The sequence below is a fragment of the Paraburkholderia sp. J76 genome (genome assembly GCF_905220295.1).
In the GTDB taxonomy this organism is placed as follows: domain Bacteria; phylum Pseudomonadota; class Gammaproteobacteria; order Burkholderiales; family Burkholderiaceae; genus Paraburkholderia.
Window position 1 is genome coordinate 443011 of record NZ_CAJMZJ010000004.1, and the last position, 26102, is coordinate 469112.

Annotated in this window: 18 protein-coding genes; 13 read left to right on the top strand and 5 right to left on the bottom strand. The window is 66.0% G+C overall.

Going from position 1 to position 26102, the window contains the following annotated elements; all coding sequences use genetic code 11:
• The first annotated feature begins 50 nt into the window (after positions 1-50).
• Entirely contained in the window at positions 51-1724 is a 1674-nt protein-coding gene (locus U5768_RS11115) for a S10 family serine carboxypeptidase-like protein (protein WP_322030429.1), read from the top strand.
• Positions 1725-1751: 27 nt separating this feature from the next.
• Here the strand turns inward: U5768_RS11115 and U5768_RS11120 are convergent, their stop codons facing one another.
• Positions 1752-2276 carry a nucleoside 2-deoxyribosyltransferase gene (locus tag U5768_RS11120; protein WP_322030430.1) on the bottom strand — a complete coding sequence of 175 codons (525 nt, stop codon included), beginning with the start codon at positions 2274-2276 and terminating at the stop codon, positions 1752-1754.
• A gap of 319 nt (positions 2277-2595) precedes the next feature.
• Between U5768_RS11120 and U5768_RS11125 the strand changes: the two genes are divergently transcribed.
• The 10 genes from U5768_RS11125 to recD all read left to right on the top strand — a co-directional run bounded on the left by U5768_RS11125 (position 2596) and on the right by recD (position 20525).
• Positions 2596-3903 carry an MFS transporter gene (locus U5768_RS11125; RefSeq protein ID WP_322030431.1) on the top strand — a complete coding sequence of 436 codons (1308 nt, stop codon included), beginning with the start codon at positions 2596-2598 and terminating at the stop codon, positions 3901-3903.
• A gap of 189 nt (positions 3904-4092) precedes the next feature.
• On the top strand, positions 4093-5001 hold the full coding sequence (locus U5768_RS11130) for a transporter substrate-binding domain-containing protein (protein WP_322030432.1): 909 nt from the start codon (positions 4093-4095) through the stop codon (positions 4999-5001).
• A gap of 146 nt (positions 5002-5147) precedes the next feature.
• A complete protein-coding gene (locus U5768_RS11135) occupies positions 5148-6389 on the top strand; it encodes an NAD(P)/FAD-dependent oxidoreductase (protein WP_322030433.1) in 1242 nt (413 codons plus the stop codon).
• Positions 6390-6480: 91 nt separating this feature from the next.
• Positions 6481-7710 carry an autotransporter strand-loop-strand O-heptosyltransferase gene (locus U5768_RS11140; RefSeq protein ID WP_322030434.1) on the top strand — a complete coding sequence of 410 codons (1230 nt, stop codon included), beginning with the start codon at positions 6481-6483 and terminating at the stop codon, positions 7708-7710.
• Positions 7711-7886: 176 nt separating this feature from the next.
• Positions 7887-8768, top strand: a complete 882-nt coding sequence (gene ugpA, locus U5768_RS11145) for a sn-glycerol-3-phosphate ABC transporter permease UgpA (protein ID WP_322030435.1) — start codon at positions 7887-7889, stop codon at positions 8766-8768.
• Positions 8769-8781: 13 nt separating this feature from the next.
• Positions 8782-9627, top strand: a complete 846-nt coding sequence (gene ugpE / locus U5768_RS11150) for a sn-glycerol-3-phosphate ABC transporter permease UgpE (RefSeq protein WP_322030436.1) — start codon at positions 8782-8784, stop codon at positions 9625-9627.
• A 25-nt stretch (positions 9628-9652) separates the two neighbouring features.
• Positions 9653-10729 (top strand): sn-glycerol-3-phosphate import ATP-binding protein UgpC, encoded by a 1077-nt coding sequence (locus U5768_RS11155; protein ID WP_322030437.1) that lies wholly within the window; start codon positions 9653-9655, stop codon positions 10727-10729.
• A 180-nt stretch (positions 10730-10909) separates the two neighbouring features.
• Complete coding sequence (recC, locus tag U5768_RS11160; protein WP_322030438.1) at positions 10910-14494, top strand: exodeoxyribonuclease V subunit gamma; 3585 nt, start codon at positions 10910-10912, stop codon at positions 14492-14494.
• Positions 14491-18327: an exodeoxyribonuclease V subunit beta gene (gene recB, locus U5768_RS11165; RefSeq protein ID WP_322030439.1), complete on the top strand. Its 3837-nt coding sequence runs from the start codon at positions 14491-14493 to the stop codon at positions 18325-18327. The genes recC and recB overlap by 4 nt, the downstream gene beginning before the upstream one ends.
• Entirely contained in the window at positions 18324-20525 is a 2202-nt protein-coding gene (gene recD / locus U5768_RS11170) for an exodeoxyribonuclease V subunit alpha (RefSeq protein ID WP_322030440.1), read from the top strand. The genes recB and recD overlap by 4 nt, the downstream gene beginning before the upstream one ends.
• A 73-nt stretch (positions 20526-20598) precedes the next feature.
• Here recD and U5768_RS11175 read toward each other — a convergent pair whose 3' ends face one another.
• From U5768_RS11175 to U5768_RS11190, 4 genes are all read right to left on the bottom strand, one after another.
• Positions 20599-21024, bottom strand: coding sequence for an organic hydroperoxide resistance protein (locus tag U5768_RS11175; RefSeq protein WP_322030441.1), 426 nt, complete (start codon positions 21022-21024; stop codon positions 20599-20601).
• Between the two features lie 184 nt (positions 21025-21208).
• The gene (locus tag U5768_RS11180) at positions 21209-21775 is read right to left on the bottom strand and encodes a TetR/AcrR family transcriptional regulator (protein WP_322030442.1); all 567 of its coding nucleotides are present in this window, start codon (positions 21773-21775) and stop codon (positions 21209-21211) included.
• Between the two features lie 72 nt (positions 21776-21847).
• The gene (locus U5768_RS11185) at positions 21848-22483 is read right to left on the bottom strand and encodes a LysE family translocator (protein ID WP_322030443.1); all 636 of its coding nucleotides are present in this window, start codon (positions 22481-22483) and stop codon (positions 21848-21850) included.
• Between the two features lie 81 nt (positions 22484-22564).
• Positions 22565-23287, bottom strand: a complete 723-nt coding sequence (locus tag U5768_RS11190; RefSeq protein ID WP_322030444.1) for a CerR family C-terminal domain-containing protein — start codon at positions 23285-23287, stop codon at positions 22565-22567.
• 95 nt (positions 23288-23382) lie between these two features.
• On the opposite strand from U5768_RS11190, the gene U5768_RS11195 reads away from it, so the two are divergent.
• Positions 23383-24519, top strand: coding sequence for an HlyD family secretion protein (locus U5768_RS11195; protein WP_322030445.1), 1137 nt, complete (start codon positions 23383-23385; stop codon positions 24517-24519).
• Entirely contained in the window at positions 24512-26101 is a 1590-nt protein-coding gene (locus tag U5768_RS11200; RefSeq protein WP_322030446.1) for an MDR family MFS transporter, read from the top strand. Before U5768_RS11195 ends, U5768_RS11200 begins: the two co-directional genes overlap by 8 nt.
• Position 26102 lies beyond the last annotated feature (1 nt).

A 26102-nucleotide genomic window follows, 5' to 3' on the forward strand; every position in this document is an offset into this window, starting at 1 on the left:
TCGAAGTTGCCTTCACTGTCTCAAACGCGAACACAGAATGGGGAGACGACATGAACGACGAAGCGCAGTCCACCAGCGGTAACGGCGGCGCTCAAGGGGGCAGCCCCGCGAGCGGAAACGGCAAGCATCGCTCACAGGCCGACCAGCCGTGCTTCGATCCCACCGCTTACGGCAACGGTCCGGACGACTTCGTGACCGACATGACCGAGAACGCGGCGATCACGCATCACGCCATTCAGATCGGTAAGGAAGTCATTACCTACACGGCAACGGCGGGCCATCTCGTGACCGTCGATCCGAGCAGCTCGCAGCCCAACGCCAAGATGTTCTACGTGGCGTTCACGAAGGACGGCGTGCAGGCGCAGGATCGCCCCGTCACGTTCTTCTATAACGGCGGCCCGGGTTCGTCTTCCGTGTTCGTGCTGCTCGGCTCGTTCGCACCCAAGCGCATCAAGACTTCGATGCCGGGCTTCACGCCGCCCGCGCCCTATGCGCTCGAAGACAATCCGGACAGTCTGCTCGACAAGAGCGACCTCATCTTCATCAATCCGGTGGGCACGGGCTATTCGGCCGCGATCGCGCCGCACCACAACCGCGACTTCTGGGGCGTCGATCAGGACGCGGATTCGCTCAAGCAATTCATCAAGCGCTACCTTACGGCGAACGATCGCTGGAATTCGCCGAAGTTTCTCTACGGCGAATCGTATGGCACGGCGCGCAGTTGCGTGCTCGCGTACCGGCTGCACGAGGACGGCGTGGATCTGAACGGCATCACGCTGCAGTCGTCGATACTCGATTACACGCAAAGCGGCAATCCGGTGGGCGCGCTGCCCACGGCGGCCGCCGACGCGTGGTATCACAAGCGCCTGGGTGTGACGCCCGCGCCGAAGAACCTGGAGGCGTTCGCCGCGCAGGTCGCGCAATTCGCGCGCACCGGTTATCTCCAGGCGCTTGCGAAGTTCCCCGATCCCAAGGACAAGAGCATCGCCGCGACGCTCAAGACGCTGTCGCAATACACGGGCATCGACACGCAAACGCTGGAGTCGTGGAATCTCGACATCGCCGCTTACGACAGCCGCGGCAACTCGCTTTTTCTCACCACGCTCATGAAGGACAAGGGCGTGGCGCTCGGCTCGTACGACGGCCGCGTGACCGCCATCGACACGGGCATTGCCGGCAACATCGACCCGAACTCGGGCGGCAACGATCCGACCATGACGGCGGTGAGCGGCGTGTACACGGCGATGTGGAACAGCTACCTGAACGAGCAGCTCAAGTTCCGCACGAATTCGTCGTTCACGGACCTGAACGACCAGGCGTTCCAGAACTGGAACTTCAGCCATATCGACCCGACGGGCGCGCAAAAAGGCATCGATGCGCAAGGCAACATCGTGCTCTATACGGCGGGCGATCTGGCGGCGGTAATGGCGCTGAATCCCGATTTGCGCGTGCTTTCGGCAAATGGCTTTTACGACTTCGTCACGCCGTTCTACCAGACGGTGATCGACTTGCAGAAGATGCCGCTTCTCGACCAGAAGGTGCGCAACAATCTGAGCGCGCGTTTCTATCCCTCGGGGCACATGGTGTATCTAGACGCGGGCTCACGCACGGCGCTCAAGGCCGACCTCGCGAAGCTCTATCAGGTCGCCGTGACGGACCGCCCCGCGGTGGCGCGCATTCGCGCGCTCCAGCGTATGAGCACGATGAGCGCCATGCATCATTGATTCCCTGGTTCGCTCTGGCGCACGCGCTTATGGCGTGCGCCCCTGCGCCATCGCTTCGAGACACGCGCGCGCGTCGCCCTGCACGAGGCGCGCCGCGCACGCGATCATCAGGTTGCGGGTCAGGCCGAAATCTTCCACGAGATAGCCGCGTTCGCACACGCGCCCATGCGCGTCGGGCGCGGAAGGCACGCGTTCGATGAGCGTGCCTTCGTCGGACATGTAAGCCCAGATTTCCTTGCCCAGCGCGGCCGCATAGCCGATTTCGAATGCGGTGCCGGAGTCGGGTTCGCCGGGGCCGCGAAAATCGTTGACATTCGCCATCACGATATCGGCGGCGCGGATCGCTTCGACGTTCGCGCGGTAGATCCATGCGGCCTGGCGCGGGCCGTCGAGGTCGGCGGGCGCCTGCGCGTCGAGCGGATACACGCCCTCGAAGCCATATTCGGCACACGCGGCGACGAGGCGCGCGCCGTGTTCGAGCGCGTCGCGCCGGAACACATCGAAGCCGGCGAGATACACGCGCGGGCGGCGGGGCAGCGGGGTGGAATTCATGGCGCGCGGTCCTCCATGCAGGGGTTTCGTCGAGAATGAATTCGACGATTCTAGCGCGCGGCCCCGCCGCAGCGCCGTTTCGGGCGGCTGCCAGGCGCTTACAAACGGTTGACAGCCCTTGTCGCGCCTCGCTACGATGATGCGCTTTGCATGCAGCCGTGCGGGAGTGACGAGACGCGGGCGCGTGCAATTCGTTGTGGGCGCAACATAGTGGGGAAGGACCCTCGGGACAGTTCCTTATGGAAGCATCCCGCCCATGCGCCCTCGTTTTCCTTGGCCTTTGCCCGCGCGGCACTGGCTTTGCACCATGTTGGAGACCATGAATACGATCGCCGGCGGCCAGTCGAAGGCCGCACTACACAACCTCGAGACGCGGGCCTATTCCAGGGCTACGTTGCGTCTGCTGCCGTTTCTCTTCCTCTGCTATGTGGCCGCGTATCTCGACCGCGTCAACGTAGGCTTCGCCAAGCTGCAGATGCTGAGCGACCTGCAATTCAGCGAAACCGTTTACGGTCTCGGCGCGGGCATTTTCTTTATCGGCTACTTTTTCTTCGAAGTCCCAAGCAATATCCTCATGCACCGCGTGGGCGCGCGCGTGTGGATCGCGCGCATCATGATTACGTGGGCCGTGCTATCGGCGGCCACGCTGCTCGTGCGCACGCCCACGCAGTTCTATTTCGTGCGGTTTTTGCTGGGCGTGGCCGAGGCGGGCTTCTTCCCCGGCATCGTGCTTTATCTCACCTACTGGTTTCCGGCTCCGCGCCGCAGCCGCATGAATGCGCTTTTCATGATCGGCATTCCCATCGCGGGCGTGCTGGGCGGCCCGCTTTCGGGCTGGATTCTCTCGGCTTTCAGCGGCACGAACGGCTGGACGGGCTGGCAATGGCTCTTCCTCATCGAGGCGGTGCCTTCGCTCGTGCTGGGCGTGATTACGCTGTTCTATCTGCCTAACGGCATTCGCGCGGCGAAGTGGCTTTCGGAAGACGAGAAGGCCGTGCTCGAACGCAATATCGCGCAGGACCAGGCCGGCAAGGGCCACGCATCGATCGGCTCGGTATTCGCCAATGGCCGCGTGTGGCTCATGGCCGTGATTTACTTCTGCTGCATGATGGGCCTCTACGGCATCAGTTTTTATTTGCCCACGCTCATCAAGGCGAGCGGTGTGAAGAGCGCGCTCGACGTGGGCCTGCTCACCGCCATTCCGTACGCATGCGCCGTGTTCAGCATGCTGTTCGTGGCGAAGAGCGCCGACCGCACGGGCGAGCGCCGCTGGCACTTCGCCATCGCCTCGCTGGCTTCGGCAATCGGCCTGTATTTCAGCACCGTGTTCGGCAACAACGTGCCGCTCGCCATGCTCGCGCTCTCCGTGGGCGCGGCCGGCATGCTCGCCACGATGCCCGTGTTCTGGACCTGGCCGAGCGCGATTCTCGCGGGCGGTTCGGCGGCCGCCGCCATCGGCATGATCAACTCGATCGGCAATCTCGCGGGCTTCGTGAGCCCGTCCATCATCGGCTGGATGAAGGACGTGACGCAAAGCACGAACGCGGGCATGTACTGCGTTTCGGCCGCCATGGCGCTGGGCGCGGTGCTGGCGTTGCTGCAGCCGAAGAAACTCGTCAACGGCTGACGGCATTGGCTGCGAAGTGCAGCGTTGAACAGGAAAAGCAGCGGCCAGGTCCGCTGCTTTTTTTTAATCGACGGATTAATCTCCCTGCGAACCTTGGTATTTCCCGCATGTTGCGCGATGATCGATTGTGGCGGCATATGTAGGCTTTGACCGCGCAAGACAACGACAAGAGAAGAAGAGGATCCGCCCATGAACCGAGTGAAGTGGCTGTCGCTGGCGTGCCAGGCCATCGTGCCGTGCCTCGCGCTGCTGCAACCGGCGGCCGCCCAGATCGCGCAGCCCACGCTCGACAAGGTCCGCTCGGCGAACAGCATCGCCATTGGATATCGCGAGATGTCGGTGCCGTTCTCTTACGTGGTCGGCGACAACCAGGTGATCGGCTTTTCGCAGGACATCTGCGACAAGGTGATCGACGCCGTCAAGGTGCGGACAAAGCGCCCGAACCTGCAGGTGCGTTTTATCCCCGTTACTTCGCAAAACCGCATTCCGCTCGTGCAGAACGGCACTGTGGATCTCGAATGCGGCGTCACAACGAACCTGAAGGCGCGCGAGGCCGAGGTGAGTTTCTCCGATACGTTTTTTGTCGCGACCACGCGTTTGCTCACGCGCAGGAATTCGGGCATTCGCGACTTTCCCGATCTCGCGGGCAAGACGGTGCTCACGAACCAGGGCACGACGTCCGAGCGCATTCTACGGCGCATGAACATCGAGAAGCAGATGAACATGCGCATCATCAGCGCGCGCGACTACGGCGAGGGGCGCGCCGCGCTCGAATCGGGCCGCGCCGTGGCCTACATGATGGACGACGTGCTGCTCGCGGGCACGCGCTCGCTCACGGCAGCGCCCGCCGAATGGGTGATCGTGGGCACGCCGCAATCATCGGAAGCGTATGGCTTAGTGATGCGCAACGGCGACCCGGAATTCCGCCAGCTCGTGAACGATACGATGGCGAGAGTCATGAAAAGCGGCGAAATCAACGCGATGTACGCGAAATGGTTCGAAAAGCCGGTGCCGCCCAAAGGCGTGAATTTCGACTTTCCGATGAGCGGGCAATTGCGTGCGCTCTATGCCGCGCCGAACGACCGCGCTTTCGACTAACGCATCGTGTGCGCGCGAACCGTGAGATGATCTCGTTCCTGGCGCGGCGGCCGGCGTGGATTGAAGTATGCGTATGAGCCCTCGCCGCCGATGCGCGCAATGAATCAATCAACGCTGCACACAGCGAGGAAAAAGCGGGAGCGGACATGCAAGAAGACGGCAGCACAGTGGTGATCGTTGGGGCAGGGCACGCGGGCGGCAACGCCGCGGCGCTGCTGCGGCAATATGGATTCGGCGGCCGCGTCGTGCTGGTCGGCGAAGAACCGGTGCCGCCGTATCACCGGCCGCCGCTCAGCAAGGCCTATTTGAAGGGCGAGTCCGACGTCGAGCGCCTGTGGCTGAAGCCGCGCGCGTTCTACGACGAGCAGCGCATCGAGCTGAAACTCGGCGCGAGCGCGCAGTCGCTCGACCGCGCGAGCCGCACGCTCACGCTCGCGGACGGCAGCCAGGTTCAATACGACAAGCTGATTCTCGCCACCGGTTCGACGCCGCGCGCGCTGACGGTGCCGGGCCACGATCTCGCGGGCGTGATCGCGCTGCGCTCGCTGGCGGACGCAGATGTGCTGCGCGAGCGCGTGAAGCCGGGCGAGAAGCTCGTCGTGATCGGCGCCGGTTATATCGGCCTCGAAGCGGCCGCGGCGGCGCGCCAGCTCGGCCACGAGGTCACGGTGCTCGAAGCCGCGCCGCGCGTGCTGGGCCGCGTGACGGGCGAGACCGTTTCCACGTTCTACGCGAACGAGCATCGCGCGCAGGGCGTGGAACTGCGCCTGAACGCAAAGATCGAGGCGCTCGTGGGCGAGAGCGGCAAGCTGACCGGCGTGAAGCTGGCCGGCGGCGAGATCGTGCCCGCCACGCTCGCGCTGGTCGGCATCGGCATTCTGCCGAACGAGGCGCTCGCGAAAGCGGCGGGCATCGTCTGCGCCAACGGCATTCAGGTGGACGACGACGCGCGCACGAGCGACCCCGATGTGTTCGCCATCGGCGATTGCGCGCACCGGCCGCTTGCACATTATGGCCGCGCGGGGCGCCTGGAAAGCGTGCACAACGCGGTGGAGCAGGCGAAGCTCGCGGCGGCGGCGATCGTCGGCAAGCCGCGTCCCGCGTGCGACGCGCCGTGGTTCTGGTCCGATCAGTACGATCTCAAGCTGCAGACCGTGGGCCTGCTCGAAGGCTACGACGAGGCCATCGTGCGCGGCGACCCTGCCGCGCGCCGCTTCGCCGTGTACTACCTGAAGGACCGCGTGCTGCTCGCGGTCGACGCCGTCAATTCGATGCCCGATTTCCTGTGCGGCAAGAAGCTCGTGGGCAAGGGCGTGAAGCTCGACGTCGATGCGCTGCGCGATCCGGCCACCGACATGGGCAAATTCGCCGCGGCGGCGCTGGGTTAAGCCGTGAAGCGGGGGGCGTGACGCCCCCGTTATTTTCGCGACCGGGATACGCTGCGCGTCGGATCAACCGTCCCCGCATCCCGATCGCCTCATGAATTCCACCGTCAATCCCGCCTCCGGCGCCCAGCGCGGCCTGCAGTCCGCCACTTTCGCGCAGCCCGGCGCGCCCGCGCTGGCGGGCCCGGAGGGCATTCGCTACGACTTCAACTTCGGCTGCCGCGTGCAGGTGCCGAAAGACGGCTGGCGCGTGCGCATGCACGATCTCGACACGGCCAATACGCTGTTCGACGAGGTCATGAACGCGGGCGAGATCGCCGCGAGCCGCCGAAAATACTACGTTCGCTTTCTGCTGGAAGTGTTCGACGGCGCGCGCCTCGTTTTTTCGCATTCTTTCGATGCGGCGGGGCGTCGCGTGCGCGTGGAAGTGGGATCGAATGCGATTGGCGACGCGATTGCCTGGATGCCGGCATTCGAGGCGTTTCGCGCGCAGCATGACTGCGCGCTGACCGTGTGGATGGCGGCCTCGCTGCATGCGCTGTTCGCGGCGAGTTATCCCGCCATCGTATTCACGACGGGCGCCGTGGAAGAAACCGGCGAGCCCGTCTACGCGACTTACCGCGTGGGCGCCTACCGGCCGCTTTCCGACCGCGACCACCAGCCTACCGACCTGCGCGTGAGCAATCTTCAGGACTTTGCCTCGTACATGCTGGGCGTACCGGCGCTCGAACGGCGCCCGCGCGTTTCGGTTGCGAATCCGGAGCGTACGATTGCCGGGCGCTATGTGTGCATCGCGACCCAGGCCTCGTCGCAGTGCAAATACTGGAACAATCCGCACGGCTGGCCCACGCTCGTCGCGCACCTGAAGGCGCGTGGCTACCGGGTGCTGTGTATCGACCGCGACCGCGAATACGGTTTGCCGGGTGAGCTGAACGTGATGCCCGCGGGCGCGGAGGATTTCACGGGCGCGCGGCCGTTGGAGGAACGCGCGAGCCTGCTCGCCCATGCCGACTTTTTCGTGGGACTCGGCAGCGGCCTTTCGTGGCTCGCATGGGCCGTGGGCGTGCCCGTCGTGCTGATCAGCGGCTTCTCGCACCCCAAGGCCGAATTCCACACGCCGTGGCGCGTGATCAATTTTCACGCCTGCAATAGCTGCTACAACGACACCCGCTACGAGTCCGACGACAGCGACTTCGGCTGGTGCCCGCGCCATGCGGGCGACGCGTTCCGCTACCAGTGCACGAAGGCCATCACGCCGGCCCATGTGACCGGCGTGGTGGACCGGGTTATCGCGGCGCTGGGGGCGGCGCATCAAGACGAATAAAGTCTCGTTCCGTGCCTCGTTCCGCGCTTTGATTCGCACAGCCTGCAGTCTCGGCTAGAATGCGAACGCGGCGCCACCCTCCGGGCGGCCAAACCAGCGACTCAATCCGATAAACAAGCCGCGCCAAACCGGCGTTCGCGTCCAGCCGAACGCCGCCACTCGAGGAGAGTGACGCAATGGAACAACGCTCCCGCTTTGGGGCGAGCCTGCTGCCGTACCTGCTCGTCGGCCCGCAGCTTGCGGTGACCGTGATCTTTTTCCTGTGGCCGGCCGGGGTCGCGCTCCTGCAGTCCACGCAGGCTCAGGACGCCTTCGGCACGTCGTCCGTGTTCGTCGGCTTCGACAACTTCACGCGGCTGCTGCACGATCCGCTCTATCTGGCCTCCGTCCAGACAACGCTGGTTTTCACGGCCCTCGTCACGGTCGGCGGCCTCGCCATCTCGCTGTTTCTGGCGGCCATGGCGCATCATGTGACGCGCGGCAAGCGCTTCTATCAAACGTTTCTCATCTGGCCGTATGCGGTCGCGCCCGTCATCGCCGCCGTGCTGTGGGGCTTTCTGTTCAACCCGAGTATCGGGCTCGTGACGTTCGCGCTCGCGCGCTTCGGCGTGACGTGGAATCACGCGCTCAATCCCGGTCAGGCCATGGCGCTCGTGGTGATCGCCTCGGTCTGGCAGCAGATCAGCTATAACTTCCTGTTTTTCTACGCGGGCCTGCAGTCCATTCCGCCATCGCTTTTCGAAGCGGCCGCCATCGACGGCGCGGGCCCCGTGCGGCGTTTCTTCGGCATTGCGTTTCCGCTGCTTTCGCCCACGAGCTTTTTCCTGCTCGTCGTGAACGTGGTCTATGCGCTCTTCGACACCTTCCCCGTCATCGACGCCGCAACGGGCGGCGGCCCCGGCCAGGCCACGCGCACGCTCGTATACAAGATCTTCGACGAAGGCTTTCGCGGCCTCGACATCGGCAGTTCGGGCGCGCAGTCGGTGGTGCTGATGCTGATCGTCACGGCGCTCACGATCTTCCAGTTCCGCTTTATCGAACGCCGGGTGCAGTACTAAGGGTTGCTAACCAATGGTCGAGAACCGCAAATACTTCAACCTGTTCTGCCACGTCATGCTGCTGCTCGGCGTGGCGGTGGTGGCCTTTCCCGTGTACGTGGCGTTTTGCGCGGCCACGATGAACGAGAAGGAAGTCTTCACGGTGCCGCTCTCGCTCGTGCCGGGCACGCATCTGTTCGAGAACGCGGCGACTGTGTGGAACACGGGTACGGGCAGCGCGGCGAGCCCGTTCAGCACGATGCTCATGAACAGCGTCATCACGGCGTTTGTGATCTCCGTGGGCAAGATCGCCATTTCGATCATCTCGGCCTATGCGATCGTGTTCTTCCGCTTTCCGTTCCGGCGCCTCACGTTCTGGCTGATCTTCGTGACGCTCATGCTGCCCGTGGAAGTGCGCATTTTCCCCACGGTGCAGGTCGCGGCCACGCTGCATCTTCCGAACACGTATGCGGGTCTCACGCTGCCGCTCATCGCCTCGGCTACGGCCACGTTCCTGTTCCGCCAGTTCTTCCTCACGCTGCCCAACGAGCTGGTCGAGGCGGCGCGTATCGACGGCGCGGGGCCGCTGCGTTTCTTCTGGGACGTGGTGCTGCCGCTGTCTAAAACGAATATCGCGTCGCTGTTCGTCATCACGTTCATTTACGGCTGGAATCAGTATCTGTGGCCGATCCTTATGTCGAGCACGGCCTCGATGACGACCGCCGTGGTGGGCATCAAGAGCATGATTTCGAGCGGCGACGCAGCCACGCAATGGCATCTCGTGATGTGCGCGACGATGATCGCCATGCTGCCGCCGCTCGTGGTGGTGCTGGCCATGCAGCGCTGGTTCGTGCGCGGCCTCGTGGACGTGGAGAAGTAAGCATGGGTGCAATTGGGGAGACGGCATGGCGGCATTGAGCATAAGGGGCGTCACGAAGTCGTACGACGGCGCGCGACAGGTGTTGCACGGCATCGACGTGGACGTGGCGGACGGCGAATTCATGGTGCTCGTCGGCCCTTCGGGCTGCGGGAAATCCACGCTGCTGCGCATGGTGGCGGGGCTGGAGACCATCACGTCGGGCGAGATCGCCATCGGCGAGAAAGTGGTCAATCGCGTGGAGCCGAAAGATCGCGACATCGCGATGGTGTTCCAGAACTACGCGCTGTATCCGCACATGACGGTCGCGCGCAACATGGGCTACAGCCTCAAATTGCAGGGGCTCGACCGCGCGACCGTCGATTCGCGCGTGGCGGCGGCCGCCGAAATTCTGGAGCTGGGCAAGCTGCTGGAGCGCAAGCCGCGCGAGCTTTCGGGCGGCCAGCGCCAGCGCGTGGCGATGGGCCGCGCGATTGTGCGCGAGCCTTCGGTGTTCCTGTTCGACGAGCCGCTTTCGAACCTCGACGCGAAGCTGCGCGTGCAGATGCGCCTCGAAATCCAGCGTCTGCATGCGCGTCTGCGCACGACGAGCCTGTACGTCACCCACGACCAGATCGAGGCGATGACGCTCGCGCAGCGCGTGATGGTGCTCAACGGCGGCCGCGCCGAGCAGATCGGCACGCCGAGCGACGTGTACGACCGGCCCGCTTCGATGTTCGTCGCGAGCTTCATCGGCTCGCCGGCCATGAACCTGCTGCGCGGGCGCGTGAGCGACGATGGCCGGCGCTTCGAAATCGCCGGCAACGGGCCGCATCTGCCGCTCGGTGACGCACCGGCCTGGCTGCCGAAGGGCGTGGAATGCGTGCTGGGCGTGCGGCCCGAGCATATGCACGCGCGCGGCGCCAACGAGGCGGTCACGCTCGAAGTCGAGACCTGCGAACTGCTCGGCGCGGACAACCTCGCGCACGGCCGCTGGGGCAGCGCGGACGTGGTGGTGCGCCTGCCGCACGAAACGCGGCCCACGCCCGGCGAGCGCCTGGCGGTGTATTTGCCGCCGGCGCGCCTGCATTTCTTCGATCCGGCTACGGGGCGGCGTCTGGGCTAGGGCGTCCCGATTGTCGTAAACTGTCGCATCGCGCGGGCGCAATTCCGCCCGCGCATTTCGTATCGGTAAGTACCGGCATCGAACACGAACACGCGACATGGCCGCAACTCCTTTTCTCCGCTTTCCCGCCCGATTTACCCAACCCGTGCCTGACGTGCGTCCCGCGCGCCGGAGCCTCGCTTGAGCGCGCGCGAACTGCCCACGGGGCTGATGCTCGTTCACGGCAATCAGCCCGAGCGCCTGCGCGACCTGATCGTGAACTGGATCGGCCAGAATCCGGTTGCGCCGCTCGAAAAGGAAATGTTCCTCGTGCAGAGCAACGGCATCGCGCAGTGGCTCAAGCTCGCGTTTGCCGCCGACCCCGGGGAGGGCGGCTGCGGTATCGCGGCGGCGTTCGAAATGTCGCTGCCGTCGCGCTTCCTGTGGCAGGTGTATCGTGCCGTGCTCGGCAACGACGCAGTGCCCGCGGTCTCGCCGTTCGACAAGTCGCGCCTTACCTGGCGTCTCATGCGCATGCTGCCCGCGCTGCTCGACCAGCCGGGTTACGAGCCGCTCAAACGCTTCATGGCCAGCGACGAGGACCAGCGCAAGTGCTTCCAGCTCGCGCAACGCGTGGCCGATCTGCTCGACCAGTACCAGGTTTATCGCGCGGACTGGCTCGCCGCCTGGGCCGCGAACGACGACGTGCTGATCGACGCGCGCAACGCTCGCACGCCGTTGCCGGAGGAGGCGCGCTGGCAGGCGGCGCTCTGGCGCGCGCTGCTCGCGGACGTGAGCGCGCAGGCGCAGGACGGCATCGGCCTGCGCGACACGGGCCGCGCCGCCGTGCACGAGGCGTTCATGGCGCGCGCGCAGTCGTGGCAGGAGGGCGACGCGCGACCGCAAGGCTTGCCGCGGCGGCTCGTCGTCTTCGGCATTTCGAGCCTCGCGCGGCAGTCGGTCGAAGTGCTCGCGGCGCTCGCGCGCTGGAGCCAGGTGCTGATGTGCGTGCACAATCCTTGCATGCACTATTGGGCCGACATCGTCGCCGATCAGGATTTGCTGCGCGCGCGCCACGCGCGTCAGCGCCGCCGCGCGGGCGCGCCGGACCAGCTCGACGAGGCTCAGTTGCATCTGCATTCGCAGCCGCTGCTCGCCGCATGGGGCAAGCAAGGGCGCGACTTCATCGGCCTGCTCGACGAATACGACAGCGACGAAGCGCGCGAGACGTACACGCCGCATTTCACGCGCATCGGCCAGCGTATCGATCTGTTCGACGGCGAAGAAGCGCTCACGCTGCTCTCGCAGTTGCAGGACGACATTCGCGACCTGCGGCCGCTCGGCGAGACGCGCGAGCACTGGGAGCCCGTGAATGCGCAGGAGGACGAATCGATTCGCTTTCACGTTGCGCACAGCGCGCAGCGCGAAGTGGAGATCCTGCACGATCGACTGCTTGCCGCGTTCGCGGAGGACCCTACATTGCGCCCGCGCGACGTGATCGTGATGGTGCCCGACATCGAGGTCTACGCGCCGCATATTCAGGCCGTGTTCGGCCTGCTTGACGCAAACGACCCGCGCAGCATTCCCTTCAGCGTGGCCGACCGCGCGCAACGCGCGTTCGACCCGCTCGTCGGCGCGCTGGAAATGCTGCTCTCGCTGCCGTATTCGCGCGTGACGGTGAGCGACGTGCTCGACCTGCTCGAAGTGCCGGCCGTGCGCGCGCGCTTCGGCATAGACGTCGAAGACGTGCCCACGCTGCGCCACTGGATCGACGGCGCGAACATCCGCTGGGGCCTGCATGCGGGGCAGCGCGCGAGCCTCGGGCTGCCGCAGGCCGACGAACTGAGCGCGCCCAACAGTTGGGCGTTCGGTCTGCGGCGCATGCTGCTGGGTTACGCCGCTGGCGAGCGCGCGGGTGCGTGGCGCGGCATCGAGCCGTACAGCGAAATCGGCGGCCTGGACGCCGCGTTGCTGGGCCCGCTCACGCGCCTCGTCGATGCGCTCGACCACGCGTGGCGCACGCTGCGCGAGCCGGCCACGGTTGAAGTGTGGTGCGAACGCCTGCGCGCGCTGAAAGCGGCCTTTTTCAAGGCGCAGGACGAAGACGCGTATACGCTCGACCGCCTCGACGGCGCGCTCGAAACGTGGCGAGAAGCGTGCGAAGAAGCCGCGCTGACGGACACGCTGCCGCTCGCCATCGTCGCGGAGAACTGGCTTGCGGCGCTCGAAGGCGGCGGCCTCTCGCAGCGCTTTTTCGCGGGCGCGGTGACGTTCGCCACGCTCATGCCGATGCGGGCCATTCCGTTCCGGCGCGTGTGCCTGCTCGGCATGAACGATGGCGATTATCCGCGCAGCCGCACGCCGCTCGACTTCGACCTCATGCGCCGCGATTATCGACCCGGCGACCGCTCGCGCCGCGAAGACGACCGCTATCTGTTCCTCGAAGCGCTGCTTTCCGCGCGCGACCATCTGCATGTTTCGTGGATCGGGCGCAGCGTGACGGACAACACGCCGCGTCCGCCCTCGGTGCTGGTGGGACAGTTGCGCGATCACCTGAAGGCCGGCTGGCGGCTCGAAGGCGCGGACGATGCCGATGGCGAAGCGCTGCTCGACGCGTTGACCATCGAGCATCGCTTGCAGCCGTTCAGCGCCGACTATTTTCCGCCGCGCCCGGAAGAGGCGAGGCTTTACACGTATGCGCACGAGTGGAGCAAGTCCGCTGACGTGCAGCCTGCGGATGCAGGCAACGGGGATCAGCTTGACCCGCCCGAACGCGACGAGCCGCTTTCGATACGCGAGCTTGGCGAATTCCTGCGCGAACCGGTGCGCGGTTTCTTCCGGCAGCGTCTGCGCGTGGCCTTCGAAAGCGAAGACGCCGCGAGTGAAAATCACGAGCCCTTCGAGGTGGATGCCTTGCAGGCGTGGCAGTTGCAAGGCGAACTGATCCGCGCGCAGGTGCTGGCGATGGAGCGCGGCGAGGACGATCTCGAACCGGCCGCGCTGGCGCGCCTCGAGCGCATGCATCGCAGCGGCGATCTCGCGACCGGCGGCTTTGGCGAAGTGATCGGCGAAGAACTGCTCGCGCCCATGCCCGAGCTTTTCGCCGAATATCGCAAGGCGCTCGCGCGCTGGCCCGAGCCGCTCGAGCATCAATACGAAATTCGTCTCGATGCGACGCTGGACGGCCGCGTCGTTTCGCTCGACGACTGGCTCGACGATTTGCGCGCGGGCCCGGATGGCGCGCTCGGCCGCGTGATTCTGGAGCCCGGCACGCTCGTGAAGGACAGCCGCTACCGGAGCGATCGTCTCGTGCCTTATTGGGTCGCGCACGCGGCCGCGCAGATCGCGGCCGGCCCGGTGACCACGGTGATCGTGAGCAAGGTGGGCGTGGCGGAGTTCTCGCCTCTTGACTCGCAGGTTGCGCGCGACTATCTGCTCGCATTGCTCGCCGCATGGCACGACGGCGCGCGCCGGCCCTTGCCCCTCGCGGTGAAAACCGCGTTTGCGTGGCTGCGCAAGTTGCCGGATGCATTCGACGGCGCGCGCGCCACGGTGCCGGCCGAAGCGTGGGAAGCCGCGCGCGCGGCCTATGAGGGCAATGGGCGCACGCCCGGCGAGCGCGAGACGAATGCCTATTTGCGCCGCGCGTTCCCCGATTTCGACGCGCTCGCCGCTCACGACGCATTCATCACGCTCGCCACGACGCTGCTGCTGCCGATAAGCCGCGCGCCGCTCGCGTCGTCGCGTGCGAAGCGGGCCGCGAGCGAGGGGGGAGAAACGGCATGAATGCGCCCGAAAACATGGACGCCCAGGTACTGGAGCCGCTGCGCTTTCCGCTTTACGGCAGCCGTCTGATCGAAGCGAGCGCGGGCACGGGCAAAACCTTCACGATCGCCATGCTGTACGTGCGCCTCGTGCTGGGTCATGGCGCGCTTAATGCCTTGCGCGACGATCCGGACATCGGCAGCGAGTCGCGCACGGCAGGCCGCGCACTCACGCCGCCGGAAATCCTCGTCGTGACGTTCACCGACGCGGCGACAAAAGAACTGCGCGAGCGCATTCGTGCGCGCCTCATCGAGGCCGCCGAATGCTTTCGCGCCGACCCCGCAGACGTGCCTGGGCGCGAGCCGGGCGAAGACTTGCTGCATGACCTGCGCGAGGACTACTCGCCGGAACAATGGCCTGCTTGCGCGCGCCGCCTGCAACTCGCAGCCGAATGGATGGACGAGGCCGCCGTTTCGACGATCCACGGCTGGTGCAACCGCATGCTGAGCGAGCACGCGTTCGACAGCGACAGCCTCTTTTCGCAGACGCTCGAAGCCGATCAAACGGAATTGCGCGCCGAAGTCGTGCGCGACTACTGGCGCACCTTCATGGCGCCTCTCGACGCGGCGAGCGCCGCCGAAGTGAGGACGTGGTTCGCGAGTCCCGACGAATTGCACGACGCGATACGCGGGTTGCTCGCGCACGCCGATCTTTTGCCGGATGCGTGCTTGCCCGAAGCGGCGCTCGCAGATGCACGGAGGCGCGCCCGCGACGAACTCGAAACGCTGAAAGCGCCGTGGCGCGTGTGGATCGACGAAGTCGAGGCATTGCTCAATGCGGCGCGCGCGGCAAAGCAGTTCGACGCCAGAAAGCTCAATTCGAAGCACTCCGAAACATGGATCGGCAAGTTGCGCGACTGGGCCAACGATCCCGAATCCGCGCGTCCGGGCTTCGACGCGAAGGCGGCCGTGTGGACGCGCCTCACGCCCGCGGGTCTCGCCGAAATCTGGGTGAACGGCGAGCCGCCCGAGCATGCCGCCTTCATGGCGATGGAAACCCTGCGCGAGTCGCTCGCATCGCCGCCCGTGGCCAAACAGGACTTGCTGTGCCACGCGGCGCGCTGGATTGCGAAGCGCTTCGAAGAGGAAGAGGCGCGCCGTTCGCAAATGGGCTTCGACGATCTGCTCACGCGGCTGCGCGCGGCGTTGCAGCGCGAGAACGGTCCGCGTCTCGCGGAAATCATCCGCAAGCAGTATCCGGTCGCGCTGATCGACGAGTTTCAGGACACCGACCCGGTTCAGTACCAGATTTTCGACGCGGTGTACCGCATCGCCGAAAACGATACGGGGACGGCAATCGTCCTGATTGGCGACCCCAAGCAGGCAATCTATGCGTTTCGCGGCGCGGACATCTATACCTACCTGCGCGCGCGGCGTGCCTGTGAAGGACGGCTCTATACGCTCAAGAAGAACTTCCGCTCCACGCGTGCGATGGTCGATGCGGTGAACCGCTGTTTCGAGGCGGCAGAGTCGCGGCCCGAGGGAAGTGGGGCGTTTTTGTTTCGTAGTGCCGATGGAAGCGGGAACGCATTGCCGTTCGTGGCCGCCGATGCGCACGGACGGCCCGAGAAGCTCGTCGCCGCCGGCGCGGCGCTGCCCGCGCTCAACGTCTGGTGGATGCCGCCCGCCGCGGACGGCAAACCGCTCAGCAAGGGCGCGTACCTCGCGGGCATGGCCGGTAGCTGCGCGACGGAGATGGTGCGCCTGCTCAATCTCGGCCAGGAGCACGCGGCGGGTTTTTCGGGCGACGGCGGCATGCGGCCGTTGCAGCCCGCCGACATGGCCGTGCTCGTCAACAACCGCAGCGAAGCGCAGGCGATACGCGAAGCGCTGGCTGCGCGCGGCGTGCGCAGCGTTTATCTTTCGGATCGCGACTCGGTCTACCAGACGCCGCAGGCCGAAGAACTGCGCTACTGGCTGGCGGCCTGCGCCGAACCCGACGACGGCCGCCTAGTGCGCACGGCGCTCGCTACGCCCACGCTCGGGCTCCATTGGAACGAACTCGACCGGCTGGGGCACGACGAGATTGCGTGGGAGTCGCGTGTGCTGCAATTCCGCGAGTACCGCGAATGCTGGCGAAGGAAGGGCGTGCTGCCGATGCTGCGCCGCCTGTTCAATGACTTTCAGGTGCCTCAGCGCCTGCTTGGCGACCTGGCCGGCGCGGGGCTGAACGGCGAGCGTGCGCTCACGAACCTGCTGCATCTGGCCGAATTGCTGCAGCAGGCGAGCACGCAGCTCGACGGCGAACACGCGCTGATCCGCTATCTGGACGAACAGCGCGAGGACGAAAGCGCGGGCGGCGGGGGCGACGCGCGGCAGTTGCGCCTGGAAAGCGACGCGGGACTCGTGCAGGTGGTCACGATCCACAAGTCGAAGGGCCTCGAATATCCGCTCGTGTTTTTGCCGTTCGCGTGCGCGCACCGCGCCGTCAAGCCCGACGACGTGCCGTTCAAGTGGCACGACGACGAAGGCGAATTGCGCGTTACGCTAGAGGCCGATGCGCGCGTGCTGCATCAGGCCGATCGCGAGCGCCTCGGCGAAGATTTGCGCAAGCTCTATGTCGCGCTGACTCGCGCGCGTTATGCAACATGGATCGGCTATGGGCCGGTGCAGGGCGTGGAGGCGAGCGCATTCGGTTATCTGCTGGGCGGTGGCGCAGCCGTACCCGCTCAGGAGACCGAAGCGTTTCTCGACGCGTTGCGCGGTCCGTGCACGGACATCGCCATTGCGCCCGCTCCCGAAGCGCGGCGCGACTTGCTCGCGTTGCGCGATACGGGCGCCGTGCGCGGCGAGGCGCGCACGCTCGGTTATCGCGAGCGCGAACGCTGGTGGATCGCGAGCTATTCGAGCCTGAAGACGGCCGAAACGTCGATCGGTTCGGCGGTTCCCGTCGAAGCGGACGACGCGCGCGGCGCGCCCGACACGCGCAGCGAAGACGTGTTCCTCGAACTGCTCGAAGCGAGCGTGCCGCCCGAGGACGACGAGGCATTGGCAAGTACCGGGCAAGCACTTGTCGCCCCCGCGCTTGCGCCGATGCACGGTTTCGAGCGCGGCGCGGACGCGGGCACTTTTCTGCACGAACTGATGGAATGGGCGGCCAACGAAGGCTTCGCCGAAATCGCGCAAGACGAGGCGCGCGTGCGCGACATGGTTGCGCGGCGTTGCAGCGTGCGCGGCTGGTCGCACTGGATCGACACGCTCACGGCGTGGATGCTGGAACTCGTGCGCACGCCGCTGCATCTGCCGGACATCGAAGGCGAGTGCGTAGCGCCCGTGGCGTTCGCCGACTTCAAACCCGGCGCGTATATGGCCGAACTGGAATTCTGGGTCACGGCGCATGCCGTCGATACGCTTGCCATCGATACGCTCGTCACCGAATTCACGCTGGGCGGCGAGGCACGCCCCGCGCTCGACGCCGCTACGCTCAACGGCATGCTCAAGGGCTTCATGGATCTCGTGTTCGAGCACGAAGGCCGCTATTACGTGGCCGACTACAAGTCGAACTGGCTCGGCCCCGACGACGCTTCGTACACGCCAGCGAAAATGCGCGCGCAGATTCTGCATTCGCGTTACGAGCTGCAATACGTGCTCTATTTGTTCGCGCTGCACCGTTTGCTGAAAGCGCGCCTGCCCGATTACGACTACGACCGCCACGTGGGCGGGGCCGTCTATCTGTTCCTGCGCGGCGGCGGCGCGCCGGGCCAGGGCTTGCATTGCGAGCGGCCGCCGCGTGAACTGATCGAACGACTCGACGCGCTCTTCGCGGGGCGCAACGCGCTGGAGGATGTGGCATGACGAGGCGCCGCACGAAAGGGCAGGACGGCCTCACCGGCGATCTGTTCGAGAATCTGGGCACGCAGGAACCCGCTCCGGAAACGAGGCCCCGCGCCGCGCGCGAAACGGCCGACCAAATGTTAGTCGTGCTCGACAACTGGGTGGAACGCGGCTGGCTGCGCACACTCGATGCCGCATTCGCACGCTTTTTGTGGACCGAAGCGCCGCACAGTCCGCCGCTGTTGTTGCTCGCGGCTGCGCTTGCTAGCCATCAGCTTGGGCGCGGTCATGTGTGTCTCGATCTGAAGGCCACACTGGAGGACCCGGCGTTCGCGCTTTCCCTGCCGCCCGACGGGCCGCAAGTGCTGGCCGCGGTGCCCGCGCAGCCGCCTTCCGAAGTGCTTGCGGGCGTCACGCTCGCGCAATGGCGCGCGGCGCTCGCCGTGCCCGATCTGGTGGGAGAAGAGGCCACGCTCGCCGATGTTGCGCAAGGCAACACGCCGCTCGTGCTTGCGGGCACGCGGCTGTATTTGAGGCGTTACTGGCAATACGAGCAGGACGTGCGCGAGGGGATCGAGCGTCGGCTCACTCGCGCTTCACAACTTGAAGCCACGTTGCCGCTCGACGTCGCGCGCGCGGCGCTCGATGCGTTGTTCGCGGCGCGCAACGGTCAAGCTGCCGACTGGCAGAAGCTCGCCTGTGCGCTTGCCGCGCGCAGCGCGTTCAGCATTGTCACGGGCGGCCCGGGCACGGGTAAAACGACCACGGTCGTGAGATTGTTGGCACTCCTGCAGACACTCGCGCTCGGCCGGGCGGGGCAGAACGCGCCTGCCGCGCGGCCGTTGCGCATTCGCCTCGCCGCGCCGACCGGGAAGGCCGCGGCGCGCCTGAACGAATCGATTGCGGGCGCGGTCGAGCGCCTGCCGTTCGATGCGCTGCACTCGCACGTGGATGCCGCCACGCTGCGCAATGCGATTCCGACCGTCGTGACCACGCTGCATCGGGTGCTCGGCACGCGGCCTGGCAGCCGGCGTTTCCGCCACGACGCCGCGAATCCGCTGCCCGTGGACGTGCTCGTGATCGACGAAGCCTCGATGGTCGACCTCGAAATGATGGCCGCGGTGCTCGACGCGCTGCCGCCCTCCGCGCGGCTCGTCCTGCTTGGCGACAAGGATCAGTTGGCTTCCGTCGAAGCGGGAGCCGTGCTGGGCGAACTGTGCGACCGCGCGCGCGAAGGGCACTACACGCCGGCCTCGCGCGCGTGGCTCGAAGCGGCCACGGGCGAGCGCATCGGCGACGCCATGCTCGACGCGCACGGCCTACCGCTCGACCAGGCCATCGCGATGTTGCGCGAGAGTCATCGTTTCGCATCGGAGAGCGGTATCGGCGCGCTGGCCGAACTCGTCAACACGGGCGATGCGGTGGGCGTCGCGAAGATCTGGTCGCACGGATACGACGATCTCGCGCGGCTCGTGTGCCCCGCGGACGATGACGGCCCGTTGCGCGCGCTCATCGTCGATGGCCGCGTGGGCGAACAAAGCGCCGCGCACGCGCAGCGCCAGGGCTATCGCCACTACCTGGAAACGATGCGCACGACGCGGCCCGAACCCGGCGCGCCGCCCGAAGCGCTCTCAGCGTGGGCCGCGGGCGTGCTCAAGGCGCACGGCGCGTTTCAGTTGCTGTGCGCGCTGCGGCGCGGTCCGTGGGGCGTCGAAGGCCTGAACCGGCGCGCGGCGCGCCTGCTGCACGAAGAAGGGCTCATCGACCCGCACGGCGACTGGTACGCGGGCCGGCCCGTGCTCGTCACGCACAACGACTACGAGCTTGGGCTCATGAACGGCGATATCGGCATCGCGCTGGACTTGCCCGTTGCGCAAGGCGCGCCGCCCGTGCTGCGCGTGGCGTTCCCGGCCGGCGACGGCTCGGGCGGCGTGAAGTGGGTGTCGCCTAGCCGGCTGCAGGGCGTGGAGACCGTGTTCGCGCTTACCGTCCACAAATCGCAGGGCTCGGAGTTCACGCACGCCGGGCTCGTGCTGCCCGACACGTACAGCCCGATTCTCACGCGCGAACTCGTCTACACCGGCATCACACGTGCGCGCGCGTATCTCACGCTCGTGCTGCCCGAGGGCCGTTCCGTGCTCGATCGCGCGGTGCTCGCCAAGGTGCAGCGCGCAAGCGGCCTGATGGCAGGGCTGGCGCGCGACGCGCAGGCCGCGTAATGCGCCCGTGCGTTGGCAAAAAGCCGAGGGCCGCTCATGGCGCCCCTCGACACGTGCGGCGTAGCAACCGCGGTTAAACGATCGTCAGCGTCACGTCGATGTTGCCGCGCGTGGCGTTCGAGTACGGGCACACGACATGGGCCTTGTCGACAAGCGCCTGGGCAGCCGCGCGATCCATGCCCGGCAGCGAAATCTTCAGTTCCACCTCAATGCCGAAGCCATTCGGAATCTGGCCGATGCCGACATCGCCGGTGATCGAAAGATCGGCGGGCAGCGAAATCTTGTCGCGCGCCGAGACGAACTTCATCGCGCCGATGAAGCACGCGCTATAGCCCGCTGCGAAAAGCTGCTCCGGGTTCGTGCCGTCGCCGTCCGCGCCGCCGAGTTCGCGCGGCGTGGTGAGCTTGAGGTCGAGGTTGCTGGCGGGAATGACGGCGCGGCCGTCGCGGCCGCCGGTGACGTTGGCTTCGGCGCGGTACAGGACTTTTTCGATCGACATGACAAGCTCCTTTGAGCAAAGACGTTGGGTTGAACGTACAGCGGGTACGGCATTCAATGTAGCGGTGCAATGCGACAGCCAGGGGCACCCCATGATGCTCCTGCTTCCAGCTATCTATCAGAAGATAGAATTAGTGGCCCAATAAAAGGGCGGCGAGCCGCCCCGTGTTACCGGAAAGAATCCTTCACGAAGCCACGCGCCACATGGCTTCCACATCTTCGAGGCGCGACTTCGTATGGAACAGCCGGCTCGCCAGCACGCTGCCTTGCAGCGCCGCGAACAACGTGCGGGCCGCCGTTTCAGCGTTGCCCCTCACCACCAGCGTGCCTTCTTTCGCGCCCTGCGCCAAAACTTCGGCCAGCCAGCTTTCGTTGGCGCGGAAAAATGCCTGCACCGCCTGACGCACGGTTTCCGGCAGCGACTCGATGTCGGCGGCGAGCATGCCGCACAGGCAGATCTGGTTGCCGTCGCCCAGCGTTTTGCCGAAGAGCCGCGTGTAGGTCGCGAGCTTGTCGCGCGCCGGCAGCGTTGCGTCGATGGACTGCAAGCCCGCCATGACTTCGCCGCTGTACTGGCTCACGGCCTCCAGCACGAGGTCGTCTTTCGACGGGAAATAGTAGTGGATGCTCGACGTTTTCACGCCCACCAGTTCAGACAGGTCGCGATAACTGAACCCGTTGTAGCCACGCAGCATCATGAGCGTGATGGCGTGGTCGAGAACCTGCTCCCGTACTGTCAACTTCGTATCCATGGGTTTCAATTTATCTACTGGAAGATAGATTGTCAAGCGCCCGCGCAAAAAAACTATGGGCCGGACGCGAACTCAGATCCCGCGATGCCCGGCGCCGAGAATGAGGCGCAGGCCCAGCGCCGCGATGGCGCCTGCCGCGATGCGGTCGATCCAGCCCTTGGCGCGCAGATAGAGATCGCGCGGACGCTGGCTCGAAAAGCACAGCGCGACGACCGTGTACCAGCCGGTTTCGATCGCGAACACGAGCGGCGGCAACGCGAAGTAGCACCACAGCGGCGGGTTGTGCGGCAGCAGCGCGACGAAGATGCCGCCGTAGGCAATGGCTGTTTTCGGATTGCTCAACTGGGTGGTGAGGCCGCTCCAGTACGACCTGCCGGGGCGCTCGCCCGCTGCGGCCGTCCTGCTCACCGTGACCGGCATGCCGGCGCCGCGCCAGATGCGCGAAGCGATGTAAAGCAGATAGACGCCGCCCGCGATCTTGAGCGCGGCGTACAGCCAGGCAACGGTGGCGAGCAGCGTGTAGAGCCCGGCGAGCGCGATGCCCGCAAAGCAGATTGCACCGGTGCCCATGCCTAATGCGGTGGCGACGCCGTCGCGGCGCGACAAACCAATCGAGTTGCGCGCGACGAGCACGAAGCTCGGCCCGGGGCTCATCGCTCCGAGCAGAATGGCGAGGAGAATGCTGGCGACGGCGGCGAGGGGAGACATGCTGGCGGCTCCTTGCGGGCGGGAGTCTCGAACACTAACACGCGCCGCCGCGAGAGTCCCGCATCGGCAGCGCGGGCCTGGTTATTCCGGTCGATTCCGCTCGTCGCGCTCGCGACTCCAGTGGCGCAGCAGCACGCGCGTTTGTTCCGCGATGCTCGCCATGAGGAAGTCGGCCTTCGCTCTGTCGATGTCGTCCCAGTCGAGCATCGAGAGCGTGGAGCGGCGCGCAATGAAGAACAGCAGAAACTGCCCGTACAGGCTGAACATGCGCACCACGGTGAGCGGATCGTGGGCTGGCGTGCCGGTAATGCGCTCGAGCAGTTCCGCGTTGATGTTGTTCAGCGGCGAGCGCACGCGCTCGCGCAGGATTTCCGAGCCGATCTCCGGTTCGCCGCCGCCCTGTTCGCGCGCGAAGAAAAGGCGTTGGTCCGGCCCGTGCTGCTTGACGAAACTGCGATCGGCCACGGCCGACTGGATGTCGAGGAAGGCGTTAATCAGCGCCTCCGTGTCCGCGTTGCGTTCGAGCGCCGCGCGCGCGCGCTGCATGGCCGGCTCGAACGAATGCAACGATTCGTCCGCGATCGACTCCGCGCAGGCGCGGTAGAGGCCTTCCTTGTTCTCGAAGTAGTACTGAAGCGCCGGTGCGTTCACGCCCGCGCGCGCGGCAATGTCGCGCGTGGAGGCGCCGTCGAAACCGTGCTGCCCGAACAGGCTGATCGCCGCCTCGATGATCTTGCGACGCGTTTCATCGCCACGCGCATAGCCTCCCTCGGGCGAGCGTCGCAGTTTCTTACCTTCGCTCATGCGTTTCCTTTCGTATCTCCGCGAAATATAACACTTGACACAATTTTTCCAAGTGGAATAATTTTGCCGACTGGAATAATTTGAGAAACAACAACATGTCTACGACTGCAGGCGCGCCCGGGCGCGACGTGCCGGAAGCCGCCGCCGCGCCCGCGCGAAGCGGCACGAAACGAAACATTCTGATCCTGCTGGTCGTCGTGGCGCTCGTCGCCGGGGCGGTGTGGCTGGGCCACTGGTGGGTTGTCGGGCGCTTCATTGAATCCACCGACGACGCCTATCTGCAAGCCGACAGCGTGACGATCGCCCCGAAGGTGAACGGTTACGTGACGGACGTCTACGTGACCGACAATCAGACCGTGAAAGCAGGCGATCCGCTCGTGAAGCTCGACGCGCGCCAGTATCAGGTGGCGCTCGACCAGGCGCAGGCCACCGTCGACGCGCGCACGGCGGACATCGAGCATGCGCAGGCGCAGATCGAGCAGCAGCGCGCGAATGTCGCCCAGGCGCAGGCGCAGCAGGAAGTCGCGCAGGTGAGCCTGCGTCACGCGAACGACGAAGTGGCGCGCTACGCGCCGCTCGCGGCCACCGGTGCGGAAACCACCGAGCGGCTTGCCGAACTCAAGAGCGAACGCGACAAGGCGCAGGCCACGCTCGCCGCCGACGCTGCCGCCGTGACGTCCGCGCGCTCGCAGATCTCGGCGCTGAACGCGCAGCTTTCGCAGGCGCGCGCGCAACTCGAAGCTGCGCGCGCGAACGCCGCGCAGTCGCAACTCGACGTCGACAATACCGTGGTGAAGAGCGCGCTCGCGGGCCGCGTGGGCGACCGCACCGTGCGCGTGGGCCAGTACGTGCAGCCGGGCACGCGCATGCTGACCGTCGTGCCGGTGCAGCGCACCTATCTCACGGCGAACTTCAAGGAAACGCAGATCGGCCGCATGCGAGCGGGCCAGCCCGTGGAGCTGCACGTGGACGCGCTGCCCGGCCACACGCTGCACGGCGTCGTGGACAGCTTCTCGCCGGGCACGGGCGCGCAGTTCGCGCTCTTGCCGCCCGAAAACGCCACCGGCAACTTCACGAAGATCGTGCAGCGCGTGCCGGTGCGCATCCGCCTCGAAACCGGGCCCGAAACGCGTAGCGTGCTGCTGCCGGGCATGTCGGTGACAGTCGACGTCGACACGCGTTCCGCGCGCGAGGACGACCGCCGCATCGAGCAAGAGAACCACCATGGCTAATACGGCTGCGGCAGCGATGCCGCATCCGCCTGGCGAGCGCGCGAGCGTGGCCGACTGGATCGCCGTCGCGGCGGGCGCGCTCGGCGCGTTGATGGCTACGCTCGACATCTCCATCACGAATTCGGCGCTGCCGCAGATCCAGGGGCAGATTGGCGCGACGGGCACCGAGGGCACGTGGATCTCCACAGGCTATCTGATGTCCGAGATCGTGATGATTCCGCTCGCCGCGTGGCTCACGCGTGTATTCGGACTGCGAAATTTCCTGCTCGCGAACTCGGCGCTCTTCATCGGCTTTTCGATGATGTGCGGGTGGTCGAATACGCTCGGCATGATGATCGCCGGGCGCATCGGCCAGGGCTTCACGGGCGGCGCGATGATCCCCACAGGCCAGACCATCATCCGCACGCGCCTGCCGCTTTCGCAGTTGCCGGTGGGCATGACGGTGTTTGGCCTGATCGTGTTGCTGGGGCCGCTGCTCGGGCCTGTGGTGGGCGGCTGGCTCGCGGAAAATATCAGTTGGACCTGGTGCTTCTTCATCAATCTGCCGGTGTGTCTCGCGCTCATTACGCTGCTGCTTGTGGGGCTCGAACCCGACCGGCCGCACTGGGAGGCTTTTCTCAAGGCCGACTGGCTCGGCATAGCGGGGCTCGCCATCGGCCTGAGTTCGCTGACGGTCGTGCTCGAAGAAGGGCAGCGCGAACGCTGGTTCGAATCGCACTTCATCGTCGCGCTCACATGGGTTTCGCTCGCGGGCATGGCGCTCATCGCGCTTTCGCAGTTCATTGCGAAGAAACCGATTCTGCGGCTCTCGCTCATGCGCAACCCGCGCTATGCGAGCGTGATCGTCATCGTGTTCGCGGTGGGCGCGGGGCTGTACGGCATTTCGTATCTGCTGCCGCAGTTTCTGAGCCTCGTTGCGGGCTACAACGCCCAGCAGTCCGGCGCGATCATGCTGCTCTCGGGGCTGCCCGCGTTCCTCGTCATGCCGATTCTGCCGCGCCTGCTCGGCAAGGTGGATTTTCGTATTCTCGTGGTGTCCGGGTTGCTGCTCTTCACGCTGAGCTGCATGCTCGACACGTCGCTCACGGCGCAAAGCGTGGGCCACGATTTCGTATGGTCGCAGCTCGTTCGCGGCGTGGCGCAAATGCTCGCGATGATGCCGCTCAACCAGGCGTCGATGGCGGCGGTGTCGCGCGAAGATTCCGGCGACGCGGCCGGCCTCTACAACATGGCGCGCAACCTGGGCGGCTCGGTGGGCCTCGCGATCATCGGCACGCTCATCGACCGGCGCGAGGCTTTTCATTCGGCCGTGCTGCGCGAATCGCTGAGCGCCAATTCGGTCGTCGGCCAGGAGCGTGTGGCCGCGAGCGCGGCCAACTGGTTCACGCAGACGGGCGACATGGCGCACTCGCAGATGCAGGCGCTCGGCCAGATCGCGGCGCAGATCGCGCAGCAATCGATGGTTATCACGTACTCCGAAACATTCTGGGTGCTCGGTATTGCACTGGCGGCGTGCGTGCCGCTCGCACTCCTGCTCAAGAAGCCGCAGCCGGGCGCACAAGCGCCGTCCGGCGGCCACTGAA